Below are 17,371 nucleotides of genomic sequence, written 5' to 3'. Positions count from 1 at the left end.
ATTACATCTCTTTCCTCAAAAATTTAGCAGTCAAACTTTTCTTAGATTTAATTACTTCTTCCGGCGTTCCTTCTACAATGATTTGTCCACCGTGTTTTCCTCCTTCTGGTCCAACATCAATAATATGGTCAGCCAATTTAATCACATCCATATTATGTTCGATAATGATGAAAGAGTTTCCTAATTTAACCAACTGTGTAATCGCTTCCATCAGGATTTTCACATCTTCGAAATGAAGTCCGGTTGTCGGCTCATCTAGGATATATAATGTATTTCCGGTTTGTTTTTTAGAAAGTTCGGTTGCCAGCTTCACACGTTGTGCTTCTCCTCCACTCAAAGTTGTGGATTGTTGTCCGATTGTGATATAACCCAAACCAACATCTTTCAAAGTCTTTACTTTATTAAAGATCTTCGGAATTGGTTGGAAGAATTCTACCGCTTCATTAATCGTCATATCCAAAACATCAGAAATCGATTTTCCTTTGTAACGAACCTCCAGAGTTTCTCGGTTAAAACGTTTTCCGTGGCAGGTTTCGCAATGAACATAAACATCCGGAAGGAAATTCATTTCAATCACTTTCAAACCGCCACCCTGACAAGTTTCGCATCTTCCGCCTTTCACATTGAAAGAAAAACGTCCGGCTTTGTAACCACGGATTTTACTTTCTAGCAATTCGGCAAAAAGATTTCTGATATCTGTGAACATTCCCGTGTAAGTCGCAGGATTGGAACGTGGTGTTCTCCCAATTGGACTTTGGTCAACATCTACAATTTTGTCGATATTGTCAATTCCTTCAACACTTTTATATGGTAAAGGTTCCTGAATTGCTCTGTAAAAATGACGGTTTAGAATCGGGTACAAAGTTCCGTTAATCAATGATGATTTTCCACTTCCCGAAATCCCTGAAACAACCACTAATTTCCCTAACGGAATCGTCAGATTAACATTTTTAAGGTTATTTCCTGTTGCACCTTTCAGAACAATAGATTTTCCGTTTCCAGCTCTTCGTTCAGCAGGAATTTCGATTTTACGTTTTCCTGTGATATAATCGGCTGTGATTGTGTTAGCTTTGGTAATGTCTTTCGGATTTCCTTGCCAAAGAATTTCTCCACCGAATTTTCCCGCTTTTGGACCAATATCCAAAACGTGGTCGGCTTCCAGAATCATATCTTTGTCGTGTTCCACAACCAAAACAGAGTTTCCAATATCACGTAATTCCTTCAGAGATTTAATCAACCTTTCATTATCACGTTGATGAAGACCAATTGAAGGTTCGTCCAAAATGTAGAGAACATTCACCAATTGAGAACCAATTTGAGTTGCCAAACGAATACGCTGAGATTCTCCTCCAGAAAGCGTTCTAGAGCTTCTGCTCAAACTCAAATAATCCAAACCAAGATCCAAAAGGAATTGTAATCTGGTTTCGATTTCTTTCAGAATTTCGTGTGCAATCAATTTATTTTTATCACTGAATTTATCTTTCACATCCGCTAACCAATCTTTGAAATCCAACAAAGACAATCCGTTAACTTCTGCAATATTTTTTCCATCGATTTTGAAACTCAAACTTTCCTGACGAAGACGCGCGCCTTTACAAGTCGGGCAAGTTTCTTCGGTTGTGAAATTTCGTTCAACCAAAACCGCATCATAATTTTCTCTTTCTTCAACAATCTCTTCAAGAATTTTGACTAAACCTTCGAAGTTGATTTTGATTTTTTTCGAAATTCCTGCGTGTTTTAATTCTTTAGTAACGTCACTGCTGTAACCGTAATAGATATAATCTAAAGCTTCTTTCGGAATATCTTTAAACGGCGTTGTCAGCCCAAGATCAAAAATTTCTAAAATTAATTTGATTTGAGAAAGAATCCATTTGTTGGATTTGATTTGCTCCAGTGGCAACAATGCGCCTTGGTTGATTGATAATTTATCGTTTTCTACAAAATAATCTGTATTGACTTTTTTAATCGTACCAAGACCTTTACAAGTCTCGCAATGACCTTTCGGAGAGTTAAAAGAAAAAGTGTTTGGTTCAGGCAATGCCAAGGAATCTCCAGTAGAATCGTCCATCAAATTCTTACTGAAAAAGTGAACTTCATCCTGTCCCATTTCCTGAATAGCAATGATTCCTTCTCCCATTTCCAAAGCCGTTTTCAGAGATTTTGGCATTCTCAATTCAGAAGCATTTTCTCCAATAATCCAACGGTCAATTACCACTTCGATGTCGTGAGTTTTATATCTATCAAGTTTTAAATCGTATTCAATGTCTTGCAAAACACCATCGATTCTCGCTTGTGAATAACCTTTTTTGGAAAGATGAATGAACAATTCGTGGTAATGACCTTTTCTAGAACGCACAACCGGAGCCAACAGATAAACTTTTTTCCCTTTGAAGTTATCTTTGATGGTTTCCAGAATTTGTTCCTCTGTGTAACTTACCAAACGCTTTCCAGAACTCATAGAATAAGCATCCGAAACTCTTGCGAATAAAAGTCTTAGGAAATCATACAATTCTGTAATCGTTCCGACAGTTGAACGTGGATTTTTGTTGGTCGTTTTTTGTTCAATTGCAATAACAGGTGACAATCCTTCGATTTTATCAACATCCGGACGTTCCAATCCGCCTAAGAACTGCCTTGCATAAGCCGAAAAAGTTTCGATGTAACGGCGTTGTCCTTCGGCAAAAATAGTATCAAAAGCCAAAGAGGATTTTCCGCTTCCGGAAAGTCCTGTGATAACAACCAATTCGTTTCTTGGGATTTTTACGGATATATTTTTGAGATTGTGTTCTCTAGCACCGTAAACTTCGATAAAATCCTGATTATCTTTCATTAAATTATTCTCATTCTGGGAAGACGCAAATTTACGGAAATTAACTTGGTTTTTAATGATTAAATTGATTAAACACTAAGGCACAAAAAAATATTTCTATACGAATGTTTTAAGGCACAAAGAAAAACCTTGTGCCTTAAAAATATACAGAAAGGGAAGAAACAACTTTGTGTCTTTGTGTTAGAAATCAAGCGCAAGTTTAATAATATTTAACATTATTTTTTAGAGGATAAAACTTAAGCTAAAACTATCTTTGCAACTTGAAAAAATTAAAAAATGAAACGTATTTTATCAAAACTTGCATTCGCAGTTTGTATTTTGTCATCACTTTACTCTTTTGCTTGGGGATTGACAGGACACAGGATTTTAGCAGAAATCGCACAGCATCATTTGACTTCCAAAGCTCAGCGAAATATCAAAAAATTGTTCGGTGAGCAGAAAATGGCTTACTATGCCAACTGGCCGGACTTCATCAAATCTGACACAACAGGGGTTTGGAAAGAAACCTCGTCTTGGCATTATGTAAATATCAATCCACAGAAGAATTTTGAGCAGTTTAAAGATTCTTTATCTGTGCAAAAATCGCCTAATCTTTATACTCAAATCAAAATTTTGTCGGAAAAAATCAAGGATAAAAATGTTTCTCAAAAAGACAAAAAAGAGGCTCTGATGTTCCTGATTCACTTGGTTGGCGACCTTCATCAGCCTTTGCACGTTGGTAGGGCTGCGGATTTGGGTGGCAATAAAATCAATCTGACTTACTTTGGACAAAACACGAATCTACATTCACTTTGGGATTCTAAATTGGTTGAAGATCAAAAATATACTTACACCGAATTTGCTAATCTTCTCGATATCAAATCAAAAGATGAAGTGAAACAAATCCAAAGCGGAACATTAGAAGAATGGCTATTTGACAGTCATAAAATCGCGAATTCTATTTACTATCAAACGCCGAAAGATTCTAAGTTGAGTTATGATTATAATTACCGTTTCGAATCTACACTAGAAAGACAATTGCTGTACGGAGGTTTGAGATTGGCAAAAGTTCTGAATGATATTTTCGGATAAAAGTCAGAAATATAATTTTGAAAACTTAAATTCTCTAAATTTTCGCTCTGTAACATTTGCTCAACCAGTACGAAAATATTTAACAAGTCCAATTCCCAAGGGTTATTGGACTTTTTTATTTGATTTTTTCTAGACTTTTCGATAAAATATTAATCGAGTTTTTTAATCATCCAAAGATTACAACCAGAATGTCCAGAATTTCCCAAAGCCGTTTCCAGATATTGAAATCCCTGTTTTTCATAAATGGAAACAGCCTTGCTAAACTCAGGTAAACTCTCCAGATAAACTTGATTATATCCTATTTCTTTAGCTTTCTCAAAACATTTTTCCATTAATAATTTTCCGATTCCTTTTCCTCTGGCTTCTCTTGTAAGATAGAATTTCACCAGTTCTACTGTTTTTTCCGGAAGGTTTTCTGTTGGAAAAATTCCGCAACAACCTAAGATAATACCATTTTCTTCCGCCACAAACAAGGCAGAATTTTCAACTTGAAACAAAGAAAACAAATGATCTGTAGTCGGATCTGTGTAAACTGTCCCACAAGTGTTCTTCACATCAAAATCGTGAAAACTGGATCGGATAATTTTAGCAAGTATCTCGTTATCTTCTTTTTTATTTTTCCTTATAGTTACTGACATTTTTTATTTTTTTAAATAAGCCAAGGATATTTGTGGAAGATTCCATCAAATAACATTGCCAAAATCCCGAAGAAAATCCATAATCTGAGGAGATTCAGAGATTTAAATTTATCATTTTTTTGATTTCGGAACAACATAAAAATGGTTCCAATAATGACTAATGTCGTTACTAAAAAATACCACGCCATTATATTTTTGAAGCCGATTCCTACACTTAAAATTACGGAAATTGCCAAAGTAATTATCAGAAGAACTAAAAGGATTGACCTTGTATTCTGGAATCCGATTCGGTTCGCAAGTGTGTCATAACCAAACATTTTATCAGCGTTTTTTGTCAATGTATCTTTTGTAACATCGATAATGAATAACATTAGAAAAAGGAAAATTGCCAAGAATAAAATCTTGAGCGAAAATGTCTGGTAATAAATCAACATTCCGAAGAATGGATAGAGTGTTAACAATACAAAAGTGAAATTGTTAAGAACAATTATTTTGCTGAGTTTATGACTGTAAAACCACATCAGAAACTGATAAATCAAGAAGAAAATAAAAACTCTGTGAGACACAAAAATTGCCAATCCAAGTGAGAATACGTTCAGAATAACGTAAGCGGTGAGGAAGTATTTTTCTTTTAAGAAATTCTGCAATCTTGAGCGGAAAGGCTGTGTCAATTGGTCTTTTTCCTTATCATAAAACCGGTTGATAATTCCACCCGCTAGAATACTCAACACAGAACAGATAATGATACAATGAACTTTGTAATCGAAAACAAAATTCCTTAAAGTTTCTTCTCTATTGAACAGGAAAAATGTAGAAACATACAGCGCAAAAGTGAGCAGAACCGTGACAAAAAAACGAGCACCCAAAAGAAAACCCATCAACTGAGAAATACGGTAAAGAGCATTTCGTGAAGTTGGTTTTGCTTCGTTTGTCATTTTTCTAATTTATTATAAAAAGCCTTTCAAAGTTAGACGATGAAAGGCTTATATTACTTTAAATATTTATTTTAAAATCTGTAAATTACTTCTTTGTGGAAACCTTCCAACATCTTTTCTGCTTTTGCATAATCTTTTGCAAAACCGAGAATGTAACCTCCACCTCCGCTTCCGCAAAGTTTAAGGTAATAAGCGTTAGAATCCAAACCTTTTTTCCAAACATTGAAAAGATTTTCCGGAATCATCGGGCGGAAATGCTCGTATGCCCAAACCGATAATTTCTTAAGATTCCGAAAAAACGGATTCATATCTTTTTTTAAGAAAGCATCGATGCAAGCGTTGTTGTAACGGATGAATTCTTCTTTCAAAGTTTTACGGAAACCTTCGTTCTTCAATTTCTCAAAGAAAATCTGAATCATTGGTCCAGTTTCACCAGTTACGCCAGAATCAATCAAGAAAATCGCGCCTTTCCCCAATTCTTCTTTTGGGATAGAAACTTTGTCTACACTTTCTTTACTTTCTATCAGAATCGGAAGATTCATAAAGCAAATCAAAGGGTCAATTCCTGAACTTTTTCCGTGGAAATAACTTTCCAACTGACCGAAAATAACTTTTAAGTCTTTAAGTTCGTCCTTTGAAATCGTTTCAGGATTTTTTTTGACAAGAGAATATTTTTCGAAAATTGCGGCAACTAAAGCCCCAGAACTTCCAACACCGTAACCTTGCGGAATATTAGAATCGAAAAATAAACCTTTTGCAATATCATTTTGAAAAGATTTTACATCTAAATTATACTCTGCAGGCAATTCTAATTCTGAAAGATAATTGGAATATTTTTCCAAAGATTGGTTTGATTTTTTTTCAAAATCGTTATCCAAATCTGAGAATTTCAATGTTCCTTTATAAAAACTGTAAGGTAAGGTAAGACCTTGAGAATCCTCAATAATACCGTACTCACCGAACAAAAGAATTTTTGCGTAAAATAAAGGGTTGTTCATATCGTGCTTTGATATTGCAAATTTACAAAATATTTTGTTTGGAAACTTAACAATTATCGCGCCTAAATTTTATGAATTAAATATTAATTAAACTTAATTAATTGGATTTTGTTTTGACAAACCGAACAAATATCAATCCAAGTGCAAAGAAAATAGTCATCGACAAAGCTGCATAACGCATATTGTTGTAATGCTCTATCAATGTTGCGAAGATGAAAGTTCCCAAAATAATCGCTAATTTTTCCAACACGTCATAGAAACTGAAATATGTGGTATTATCCATAGAATCAGTCGGAAGCAATTTGGAATATGTAGATCTTGACATCGCCTGTAAACCACCCATTACCAAACCGATTACACCAGCAATTCCGTAAAATTGATATTCTACATTTGGATTTTCTTTGTTGAGATAATAAGCCGCAAGACAAGCTCCAATCCACATTGCAACTGTGATACTGATGACATTTTTGTTTCCGATTTTCTTAGATAACCAAGAGAAAAACAGTGCACCAATAATTGCTTCGATTTGGATTAATAATAATGTCATTATCAGTTTGTCCTGAGCCATATTGATTTCACTCTTTCCGAATAATGTTGCCATTAGGAAAATGGTCTGCATCCCAACACTATAAAAGAAAAAGCTGGTGAGGAAATACTTCAGATTTCTATCTCCAAAAAGATGATTTCCAACTTTGAATAATTCTCTAAAACTTTGTTTTACAATATCAATATAGAAACTGATGTTATCTTTTAAAACCTCGAAAAAACCGCCTTGTTCAGCGTGACTTTTGAAAATATTTTTATAATTAAGCAAAACCAAATCTTTTGGCAACTGCTCTTTAACTTGTCCAAATTGTGGCAAATGTTTGAAGGTGTATTGTGAAAACCCAAACCACCACGCGCCTGTCAACAAGAAACTAACTCTAGTATAAATAGCTGCCTGCTTAGGAGTTTCTGCACAAACCTGAATCAATACCAAGCAAATCACAACCAATATCACAGAACCGATATAGCCGTAAACATACCCTTTTGCAGAAAGCGAATCCTGTTTATCTGGCGTTGCAATATCCGGTAGAAACGAATTATAAAAAACCAAACTTCCCCAGAAACCAACACTCGCCGTCACACTAAATAGTAACCCTAGCCAAACCGTTCCCATTCCAGTGAACATCGCTAGTCCCATACAGGAAGTTGCTCCCAGATAACAGAAAAACTGTAGGAATGATTTCTTATTTCCAATGGTATCTGCCAAAGAGGATAAAATTGGCGACAATAAAACTACAATTACAAAAGAAAGCGTTAAAGAATATCCATAAACCGCATCTGGCTGATATTCTTTCCCAAAAATTTTGATCAAATTTCTTACAGGAACTTTTATCCATTGTCCCGTTTCTTTCACATACTCATCTTTTTCATAAGCTGTAGTAAGAATCGAGTAATAAATAGGGAAAATCGTGGAAGTGATCACCAGTGAATAAACCGAGTTGGCCCAGTCGTAAAAAGCCCAGGCACGCATTATTTTTGGGTTATTCTTTATTGAGTTTTTGGGAATTGTTTTTTCTATTTCTGACATTGGAAATATATTATTTAGACAAAAATAAAAAAACCATCAAGAAGTTGATTAAAAAATCAATTATTCTTAATGGTTTGTTATTATTAAAGAAAAATCTTACGGTAAATTCTCAATCACAATAGCTGTTGCGCCACCGCCGCCGTTGCAAATCGCAGCTGCACCATATTTCCCATTATTCTGTTTTAGAACATTAATCAAAGTTACAATGATTCTCGATCCAGAACTTCCCAGTGGATGTCCAAGAGAAACTGCACCTCCATTCACATTCACTTTAGAATCATCTAAACCCAGGATTTTGTTATTAGCTAAGCCTACAACAGAAAACGCTTCATTGAACTCGAAGAAATCAATATCATCCTTTGTAAGATTAGCTTTTTTAAGAGCAATTGGTAAAGCTTTGGAAGGCGCTGTTGTAAATTTTTCAGGTTCGTGTGCTGCATCAGCATAAGAAATGATTTTTGCTAATGGCTTCAAACCTAACTCTTCCATTTTTTCTTTTGACATTAGAATCAAAGCAGAAGCACCGTCATTTAATGTTGAAGCATTGGCTGCAGTTACTGTTCCATTTTCTTTTTGGAAAACTGTTGGCAAAGCTGGGATTTTATCAAATTTAACCGTCTTATATTCTTCATCTTCTGAGAAAACAATTGGTTCTCCTTTTCTTTGAGGAATACTTACAGGAACAACCTCATCCGCGAATTTTCCAGCTTCCCAAGCCGCCGCAGACCTTTTGTAGGACTGAATTGCAAAAGCATCTTGTTCTTCTCTTGTAATGTTATATTCTGACGCGCACATTTCTGCACAAACACCCATATGAACTTTGTTGTAAACATCGGTCAAACCGTCTTTCAAAAGTCCATCTTGCATTTTGATGTCGCCCAATTTCACACCGTTTCTCCCGTCCAAATAATGAGGAACACTTGACATATTTTCCATTCCTCCGGCAACGATAACATCTACATCTCCAGCTTTAATCGCCTGAGCTGCCATTGTCACCGCTTTCATTCCGGAAGCACAAACTTTATTGATAGTTGTAGAAGGCGTATGATTGGATAAACCCGCACCCAAAGCAACTTGTCTTGCCGGAGCCTGACCTTCGCCAGCCTGCAAAACATTGCCCATATAAATTTCTTCAACCAAACTTGGGTCAAGGTTAATTTTATCTAAAGCTCCTTTTACCGCAGCAGTTCCCAATTGTGTTGCAGGTACGCCCGACAGGCTTCCCATAAAACTTCCCATTGGCGTTCTGACCGCTGATACAATGAATACTTCTTTCATAATATTTTTAATTTTTTGTTTTGATATTCTATTTTAAACACAAGGTTCACAAAGTTTCTCACAAAGTTCACAAACTTCATTAATTTTATAATTAATTGTGTTCCTAGTGTAAATCTTTGTGTCTTTGTGGTTCAATTCTATTTTTTCTTAATGCTATTAAAATTAAGGTTACTCCTAGAAATTCGATGAACCATCCCCAAGATAATTTGACGATTCCGGCAAATGTTGATTGCCAGGATTTGAATGGTAAAAAGCTGAAATAATCCAAAGATTTTAACTTAATAGCAACGATTGTGAAAACAAAAAGCAATATCATTAAAAATGCCATTATTTTCACGAATTTACTTTTGTCAATTAGAATGAAAATCAGCGTCAATAAAGAAAATCCCCAAACCGCCATTGCAAGTGTATTATCTACTTTCCAATAATTCCAGTTTCCAACGATTGGAATATGAACCAAAGGCAAAAAACTGCCTGCCACAACCAAAAACAAACCGATTAACTGTAAATTTTTCATTCTTAATTCTTGTTCGCCAATGTAAATAAAAATTATTGACTTGCAAAAAAGAGAAAAGATGATTTTAATTTTCCTCAAAAAAAATCAAATTTATTTTATAATTTTATATCAAGATTTTTGGATATGAATACTGCAGAATTAATGTGTTAGGCTTAATCAATCATATTATTAGCATTACTGATAAAGTTCCAGTCTGACGAATCTATTTATATAACTTCTAAAGATGAAAAGAAAGCAATTCCCAAATCAACATATCAGATTGAAAATGAAATTTTGTCAAATTACGTATTCTAAAAGAAATGAAAACAATATTTAAATATCCGTTATGAAAAATATACTAATAATATTCACTCTACTTTCATTAAACTTTTCAGCTCAAAATACTACGATTTTTAATTTCAAATATGTTTATTATTTTTACGAAAACACTAACAAAAAATATTTAAAAAAAATAAAAACTGGAAAGAATGCTAATATAAAATATAATTTTTATTCAAAAGATTATGAAATAGTCTGGTATGACAAAAACAATAAATTAGTAAACAAAAATTTTATTAATAACGGCAAATTTAATGGGTGGCATTGTGTAAAAGATACTATTGATAACAAAAGCTATCTTGTAATGAGCAACGATGTAGATTTTGGCTTTTTATTTAACGCTAAAGAATTAGAAAATGATAAATCATTTTCTATATTATTAAGTAACGAGGATATTAAATAATTTTCATTTAGTAATATTTTTCTAAATATATATTATTATACTAAAAACTCACATCTCTCTCTCAAGATGTGAGCTTTAATAAGAAAATAGTGTATAAGAATGTTCTATGAAAATTTATAGTTTTAAAAATCAATATTGGCAATTTCGATTCCGATTTGGATTCCGTTTTTGTTTGGCAGATTGGCTTTGCTGTTGAAAATTGGAGTGAAATCTTTTTTGATAAATAAATTAACACCTCCGTAACCCAAACTAAATTTACCTCCGAATAAGAAAGCATTCACGCCGTCATCCAAAGTGTAATCGTATTTTTTGAAATTATCATTCTCGTTATAATATTTCACTTTCACAATGCTTCTCGTGTTGATTCCCGCGTAAGCTCCAACTCCAATTTTCCACATTTTTTTTCTCACATCCAGGTATTGTTTACCATCATATTCGGTATATTTTGGATTAAGATAAAGCTGAAATTCAATTGGTAAAGTCAGATAAACATTTCTCAATTTGGAACGTTTCAATCTACCTTCCTGAAAATCCTCAAGATATAATTGCGAATTTTCCTGAACAAAAACCTGTGGACGTTTCGGCATATACGTATCTGTTCTATAAGCTAAGCCATATCTGATGAACCAAGGACTTGTGAAACCTGCTAATTGACGATCTGTACGAAACTGAATTTCAACACTGTGCGAGTTTCCGATTCTCATCTCAGAATCGTTTTCGAAAGGATTAAAACTTCCTTTATCTTTGGTAAGATTGGTAAAAGCATAACCTACACTCAAAGTACTGCTTTTAAGATATTGCGCAGGAGATTTTCCACCTTTTCTGATAGACAGCCCCGCAGTACTGAAAACAAAAAAATCTTTATTTTTCAAAGTATCCGGTTTTGTATTGTAAACAGAATTGGTAACCGCTGTTTTTGTAATATCTTCTAATTGTTGACGCTCTTTCTCAATTTTATCATTGATAATTGTTTCATATCTTTTGGAAACGGCTTCTTTTTGTGCGATTTGTTCAGTTTTCGTGATTTTTCCAGCGGAGAACGCTTCATCTATTTTATCCGTTTCGGTTTTCATATTCGCTTTCTCCGTTGATACGATTGAATTAACTTTCTCAGTATAAGATTTCATCTGATTATCAAGCGTAGTTTGTGCTGTAGCAAAGCCTGAAAGCATTGCTAAAAGTAGAATTTTGAACTTCATAGTTTAATTATTTAGTTGTTATAGAATCTTTTTCGTAGAGCGTAATTCCAAAGAGTTTAATACGTTTTGGATTAGGAAAATCAGAATCATTTTTTGGTTTTATTGTATTGATTCCCATTGCAGATTTTGGTGTCTCAGTTTTAGCTTTATCGATTTCTACTCCGAAAAGTAAATCCGACGAAGACACATATTTTACTTTTTCTCTTGGTTTTTGAATATCGGTTTGAGCCAATTGTTCTTCAGGTTTAGAAACAATTTGAGGTTCTTCTTTTTTTATAATTAATTCTTTTTCAGGAATTTGATTTGAAACTGACTTTTCTTTTTTAATTGAATTTGTCATTGGCTCCGCCGAATCTTTCAGATTTCTGAGCGGAGTCGAAGAATCTTCATTTTCAACCACAAACTTTTGATTATCAGAATTCGAAACCGAATTAACTGGATTTGATTTTAAAATTTCCACATTTTCCGGTTGTTTTGATGGGATTGAAGTCTGGTTATCACTATTTTCAGTCTGATTTACAAATTGCTGATTATTATCAACCTCAACTTTTTTATTTATCATCCAAAAGATTCCGCTCAATCCAAATATCAGAACAGCCGCAACCGCATATCTCCACCAAATCATTTTTGGTTTTTCTTCTTTAGCAGGAGCTTGGTCTAGTTTTTCTTCCAATCTGTCCCAAAGACTGTCGGAAACTTTCATTTCCCGATTTTCGTATTTAGATTTCAGATTCTGCATTTTGTTTGGTGTTTTGTTGTTGATTAAAATAATCCTGAAGCCATTTTTTTGCTTTGCTTAGTTGGCTTTTACTTGTTCCTTCGGAGATATTTAGGATTTCCGCAATCTCTTGATGTTTCTTTTCTTCAAAAACAGCGAGGTTAAAAACCAGTTTGTAACCAATCGGCATTTCCTTAAAAATAATTTCTAAATCTATATCCTGAGAAAACTCCGAAACATCTTTCGTCTGTTCTGCAATCGCATCTGTAAATTCCGTCTCTGCATACAGAATATGCTTGTTTTTACGAATAAAATTAATCGCATCATTCACAACAATTTTTCTCAGCCAAAAAGGAAATGATTCATAATTTTTACAATCTTCAATCTTCGTAAAGGCTTTGTAAAAAGCATTCATAAGAACATCTTCTGCATCATCCCGATTATTGATGTAAGAATTCGCGACAGACAACATCTTGCCCGAAAACATCTCGAACAAACTCTTTTGAGCCAGCCGGTCATTTTTCTTTGCTTTGGAGAAGATATGTTGTAAATCTCTGTTCATTTTCTCTTTCTGACTATAAGACGACAAAAATCCGAAATGGTTGCCTGGATTTTTAAAATAAATAAAATTTAATTGTAAAATAACTGATTATCAACAAAATAAATTTTAAATAAACTCTCGCAGATTTTACTAATTTCGCAGACAACATAAAAAAAAGAATCAGTTAAATCTGTAAAATCAGCGAGAAATAAATTTAAATTATGGCAATTCCCTCGCCTTCCTAAAGCCACCGCTCGGGTCGGGCTATCCGTTGCAATCTTTTTTGTGGAAGACGTTTTCCACTTTTGAGTGAACATAATAATCCACAAAAAAGGATTTCCACTACTATCCCTATTGCGGGTTTCGTCATAGAAATAACGTTTTCATCAACTGCATAAAACCACAATATGGCTTAAAAATAATTCTTCGCTGAGCAAAGCGTCTTTGTGAACTTAAAATATTTTCAATTAGATAAAAAAAATCTTAGCGGACTTTGCGTTTAATTTCTACTTCAATCATTATTTCCCAACATTAACAATTTTCTCCTTATTTTTGCAAAAATCAAAACAAACGTGGTAAACACAGACCAAATAAAAGATATACAATCCAGAATAGAAGATCTTCACAAGTTTCTTGGAATCGAGAAAAAGAAAATTGAGATTGCTAATGATGATGAGAAAACTGCTGCGCCGGAATTTTGGGAAAAGCCAAAAGAAGCCGAAATTTTTCTGAAACAGCTCCGTTCCAAAAAAAAATGGGTGGAAAGCTATGAGGAAATCAATTCTCAGTTCGAGGATTTACTAGTTCTTTTAGAATTCGCAAAAGAAGATCCAGATTCCGAAAAAGAACTGGACGAAAGTTTCCCTCAATTGGTAGAAAAAATTGAGAATCTGGAATTCAAAAATATGCTTTCCAACGAAGGCGATGAATTGTCTGCGGTTCTTCAAATCACAGCCGGAGCTGGCGGAACAGAGTCTTGCGACTGGGCCAGTATGCTGATGCGGATGTACACAATGTGGGCAGACAAGCAAGGCTATAAAATCCGTGAACTGAATTTCCAGGAAGGCGATGTTGCAGGCGTAAAAACTGTAACTTTAGAAATAGAAGGTGAATTTGCTTTCGGTTATCTGAAAGGAGAAAATGGCGTTCACAGATTGGTGAGGATTTCTCCGTTTGACAGTAATGCCAAACGTCATACAAGTTTCGTTTCCGTTTATGTTTATCCTTTGGTGGATGACACGATTGAAATTAATATTAATCCTGCTGATATCAGTTTCGAAACGATGCGTTCTTCCGGAGCTGGTGGACAAAACGTAAATAAGGTTGAAACCGCTGTTCGCCTTCGTCACGCTCCGACAGGAATTATCATTGAAAATTCGGAATCCCGTTCTCAGCTTCAGAATAAGGAAAAAGCAATGCAGCTATTACGTTCCAGACTTTATGAAATTGAACTCGAGGAACGAATGAAAGCCAGAAACGAAATCGAAGCCGGAAAAATGAAAATCGAATGGGGTTCTCAAATCCGAAATTATGTGATGCATCCTTACAAATTGGTAAAAGATGTGCGCTCAGGATATGAAACCTCTGATGTGGATGGTGTGATGAATGGCAACCTGACACCTTTCCTTAAAGCTTATCTTATGAATGAAGGACAAGGCTCTGCGGATGAGTTGGATAGTTTGTAGATTAATTAAATTATTAAAATGATTATAAAAAATCCTTTCAGAACTCTGAAAGGATTTTTTCTTAGGCCGAGTTTCTACTCGCATTGATGTTCCCGAAAAGAGAACGCATAACAAGCTTTTCATAAGCCTCACGATCACCTTCTCCTTTTTGGATTTTAATCAAAGCATATTGCTGGATGCTCAACAACGGAAGCACAATCTTTTCTCTAATTCTAATCGATTTTCTATTGATAGGTTCTTCCTGCATAAGGATATTATAGCCGGTTAGTTCCAACATCATTTCTTTAGACAAAGAGAATTCAGCAAACAAGATATTCCAGAACTCACCGAATTTCTCATTATTTCTCATATAATAAGTCAATGGGAAATAAGTCTTATTCATACTCATCATCGAGTTCAGAACAAGCGTTTTGAAGAAGTCCGAACCTTTATATAGTTCTTTGATTTCGTCAAATCTTCCTGCATCTTTCAAAGCCTTCAAAGCAGAACCAAACCCAAAGAAGCCAGGAACATTTTGTCTCAACTGTGCCCAAGATCCAACAAAAGGGATTGCTCTTAGATCTTCAAACTTCAGTTCAGAACCTGCTCCTCTTTTACTTGGTCGGCTTCCGATATTTGTTCGTCCATAATATTCCAAAGTACTCATCTCTTGCAAATAAGGAACAAACATTGGATGCGCTTTTAAGTCAGAATATTTACCATAACTGATGTCTGCTAATTCTGAGATTAACTTTCTTTCCTCATCATTCAAATCTTTCTTCACACTTTTAAAAACATCATTCTCAATCCCCGCCGTCAACAACTGCTCAAAGTTGAACTTCGCCTGATCTTTATTTCCGAAGACACTTGTAATAGTTTGCCCTTGTATCGTTAACTCAATTTGGTTGTTGGCAATTGTTTTCCCTTGCGAAGCGTAGAAATCGTGAGTTTTTCCACCACCTCTTGCGGGTGGTCCACCTCTACCATCAAAGAAAACGACTTTCACTCCGTTTTCCTCAGAGATTTTAGTAAGCTTCTCTTTCGAAGTATAGATTTGCCAATTCGCTTTCAAGTAACCACCATCTTTGGTTCCGTCTGAAAAGCCAAGCATAATGATTTGTTTGTTGTTTCGTTTTTGCAGATGTTTCTTATAAACAGGATGGCTGTACAAAGTTCTCATCACTTCCTCAGATTTGTCAAGACCTTCCATCGTTTCAAACAACGGAACAATATCGATATTGATTTCATCATCTGCATAACCACAAAGTTTCATCATAGCATAGACATTCATCACATCTTTCACCTCATCCGAGTTGGAAATAATGTAACGATGCATCCCACGTTCACCATTGCTCTCTTGGATTTTTTTGATGTTATAAATACTTTTCAGAGTTTCGCAAGTCATTTCATCTTCAAAATCTTGCGGATTCAGAACCTGATTAGAATCAATCAAAAGCTGAACTTTTTCATCATCCGTTCTAGAATCTACATTTTCATCAATTATTTTCTTAAAAATATCATCAATCACATTTTGATGAACTCTACTATCCTGACGGATATCCAAAGTCGCGAAGTGAGTTCCAAAAATCTTCACTCGATCTCTGAAATCATCCAACACATCTATGAAAAGCGAATTATGTTCTTCTTTGAGAATCTTTTCTGCTTCGTCTAATCTCTTTACAATTTCATCTGCTGAGATCCTAGCTTCTTTCTGAAAAATAGATACATAAAGGTTTTTACTTAATTCATCTAAGACGTCAGAAACGCCACGGAAACTTAATCTTCTTCTCACAATTTTAAGATGTCCGTAATAATCTTTAAGAATAGAAATCCTCAATTCTTCAGCAACTTTCATCGTGATATCTGCCGTTACAAAAGGATTTCCATCACGGTCTCCACCTGGCCAAAAACCTAACTGAATAATATCTGGACTCGGTGTGAAAGTAGAAGTACCATAAACTTGTTTGATTTTTCTATACAACTCACCAATACTTTGATAATAAACATATCTCAAGTAATAAATGATGCTCATTGCTTCATCTAATGGTGTCGGTTTTTCTTTATTAACGAATGGCGTTTTTCCTAATTGTTGAAGCAAAGTATCAATCTGTGTCACAGAATCATTAATGATTGCATCACGTAAATCGTGGATGATTCTCTGAACAGCATTTGGATAAAACTGAGTCGGGTGTGCCGTGAAAACAATTTTAATTCCAAAGTCATCCATTTTCTTTCGGATGGCAGTCAAGTGGTGTTCTTGATTAGCTCTCTCATAAAGATTCATCACTGTACCAGAATCAGTTTCAGAGTGTAATTGCTGGAAAGCTGCATCTTCTATACTATCAAACAAAACCACTTGTCTTTCTATGTATTGGATAATTTTGAATAGCAATTCCAGTTTCTGATCTTCAGTTTGTAGTTCGGTATGTTTCTGGAAAAACTCTTCCACAATTTCTTCCGGAGATTTCCCTTGTTGGTAGCCTTCTTTACTTTCCTCATAAAGAAAAGGAAGCAGCATCCCAATATTGGTCATTTTATCATAAGGCAAACTCATGAAGAGTGAATTGTAGATTTGAAATTTATTTTCTACAATTTGCCTGAATTTTTCAATTTTTTGATCGTTTAGCATATAACAAAAATAAGAGATAAATCATAAAATCAATCCTTCATCATGTTATTTTTATTGTA

The 17,371-nt window shown here is 34.6% G+C and carries 14 protein-coding genes; 3 read left to right on the top strand and 11 right to left on the bottom strand.

Annotation, left to right across the window (positions count from 1 at the left end; translation table 11 throughout):
- Position 1: 1 nt before the first annotated feature.
- Complete coding sequence (gene uvrA / locus V7P73_RS05645; RefSeq protein ID WP_333851955.1) at positions 2-2,830, bottom strand: excinuclease ABC subunit UvrA; 2,829 nt, start codon at positions 2,828-2,830, stop codon at positions 2-4.
- Positions 2,831-3,106: 276 nt separating this feature from the next.
- Between uvrA and V7P73_RS05640 the strand changes: the two genes are divergently transcribed.
- Positions 3,107-3,901 (top strand): S1/P1 nuclease, encoded by a 795-nt coding sequence (locus V7P73_RS05640; RefSeq protein ID WP_333851954.1) that lies wholly within the window; start codon positions 3,107-3,109, stop codon positions 3,899-3,901.
- Positions 3,902-4,050: 149 nt separating this feature from the next.
- On the opposite strand, the gene V7P73_RS05635 is transcribed toward V7P73_RS05640, so the two are convergent.
- From V7P73_RS05635 to V7P73_RS05610, 6 genes are all read right to left on the bottom strand, one after another.
- Positions 4,051-4,539, bottom strand: a complete 489-nt coding sequence (locus V7P73_RS05635) for a GNAT family N-acetyltransferase (RefSeq protein ID WP_333851953.1) — start codon at positions 4,537-4,539, stop codon at positions 4,051-4,053.
- Between the two features lie 11 nt (positions 4,540-4,550).
- Positions 4,551-5,474: a UbiA family prenyltransferase gene (locus V7P73_RS05630; RefSeq protein WP_333851952.1), complete on the bottom strand. Its 924-nt coding sequence runs from the start codon at positions 5,472-5,474 to the stop codon at positions 4,551-4,553.
- Between the two features lie 71 nt (positions 5,475-5,545).
- Entirely contained in the window at positions 5,546-6,472 is a 927-nt protein-coding gene (locus V7P73_RS05625; RefSeq protein WP_333851951.1) for a mevalonate kinase family protein, read from the bottom strand.
- Positions 6,473-6,569: 97 nt separating this feature from the next.
- Positions 6,570-8,045 (bottom strand): MFS transporter, encoded by a 1,476-nt coding sequence (locus V7P73_RS05620; protein ID WP_333851950.1) that lies wholly within the window; start codon positions 8,043-8,045, stop codon positions 6,570-6,572.
- Positions 8,046-8,141: 96 nt separating this feature from the next.
- The gene (locus tag V7P73_RS05615) at positions 8,142-9,323 is read right to left on the bottom strand and encodes an acetyl-CoA C-acyltransferase (RefSeq protein ID WP_333851949.1); all 1,182 of its coding nucleotides are present in this window, start codon (positions 9,321-9,323) and stop codon (positions 8,142-8,144) included.
- Between the two features lie 103 nt (positions 9,324-9,426).
- Positions 9,427-9,840 (bottom strand): hypothetical protein, encoded by a 414-nt coding sequence (locus V7P73_RS05610; RefSeq protein WP_333851948.1) that lies wholly within the window; start codon positions 9,838-9,840, stop codon positions 9,427-9,429.
- A 325-nt stretch (positions 9,841-10,165) separates the two neighbouring features.
- Between V7P73_RS05610 and V7P73_RS05605 the strand changes: the two genes are divergently transcribed.
- Entirely contained in the window at positions 10,166-10,561 is a 396-nt protein-coding gene (locus V7P73_RS05605) for a hypothetical protein (protein WP_333851947.1), read from the top strand.
- Positions 10,562-10,683: 122 nt separating this feature from the next.
- Here V7P73_RS05605 and V7P73_RS05600 read toward each other — a convergent pair whose 3' ends face one another.
- Genes V7P73_RS05600 through V7P73_RS05590 form a run of 3 tightly spaced genes read right to left on the bottom strand, consistent with a single transcriptional unit; the run spans position 10,684 to position 13,040 of the window.
- Positions 10,684-11,760 carry a hypothetical protein gene (locus tag V7P73_RS05600; protein WP_333851946.1) on the bottom strand — a complete coding sequence of 359 codons (1,077 nt, stop codon included), beginning with the start codon at positions 11,758-11,760 and terminating at the stop codon, positions 10,684-10,686.
- Between the two features lie 7 nt (positions 11,761-11,767).
- Positions 11,768-12,499 (bottom strand): hypothetical protein, encoded by a 732-nt coding sequence (locus V7P73_RS05595; RefSeq protein WP_333851945.1) that lies wholly within the window; start codon positions 12,497-12,499, stop codon positions 11,768-11,770.
- On the bottom strand, positions 12,480-13,040 hold the full coding sequence (locus V7P73_RS05590; RefSeq protein WP_333851944.1) for an RNA polymerase sigma factor: 561 nt from the start codon (positions 13,038-13,040) through the stop codon (positions 12,480-12,482). Before V7P73_RS05590 ends, V7P73_RS05595 begins: the two co-directional genes overlap by 20 nt.
- Before the next feature lie 551 nt (positions 13,041-13,591).
- Between V7P73_RS05590 and prfB the strand changes: the two genes are divergently transcribed.
- Positions 13,592-14,704, top strand: a complete 1,113-nt coding sequence (gene prfB / locus V7P73_RS05585) for a peptide chain release factor 2 (RefSeq protein ID WP_333851943.1) — start codon at positions 13,592-13,594, stop codon at positions 14,702-14,704.
- Between the two features lie 61 nt (positions 14,705-14,765).
- Here prfB and V7P73_RS05580 read toward each other — a convergent pair whose 3' ends face one another.
- Positions 14,766-17,312 (bottom strand): phosphoenolpyruvate carboxylase, encoded by a 2,547-nt coding sequence (locus V7P73_RS05580; protein ID WP_333851942.1) that lies wholly within the window; start codon positions 17,310-17,312, stop codon positions 14,766-14,768.
- Positions 17,313-17,371 lie beyond the last annotated feature (59 nt).

It is taken from the genome of Epilithonimonas sp., from assembly GCF_036780765.1.
Classification (GTDB): Bacteria; Bacteroidota; Bacteroidia; order Flavobacteriales; family Weeksellaceae; genus Epilithonimonas.
This window is presented reverse-complemented; position numbering and strand designations above follow the sequence as displayed.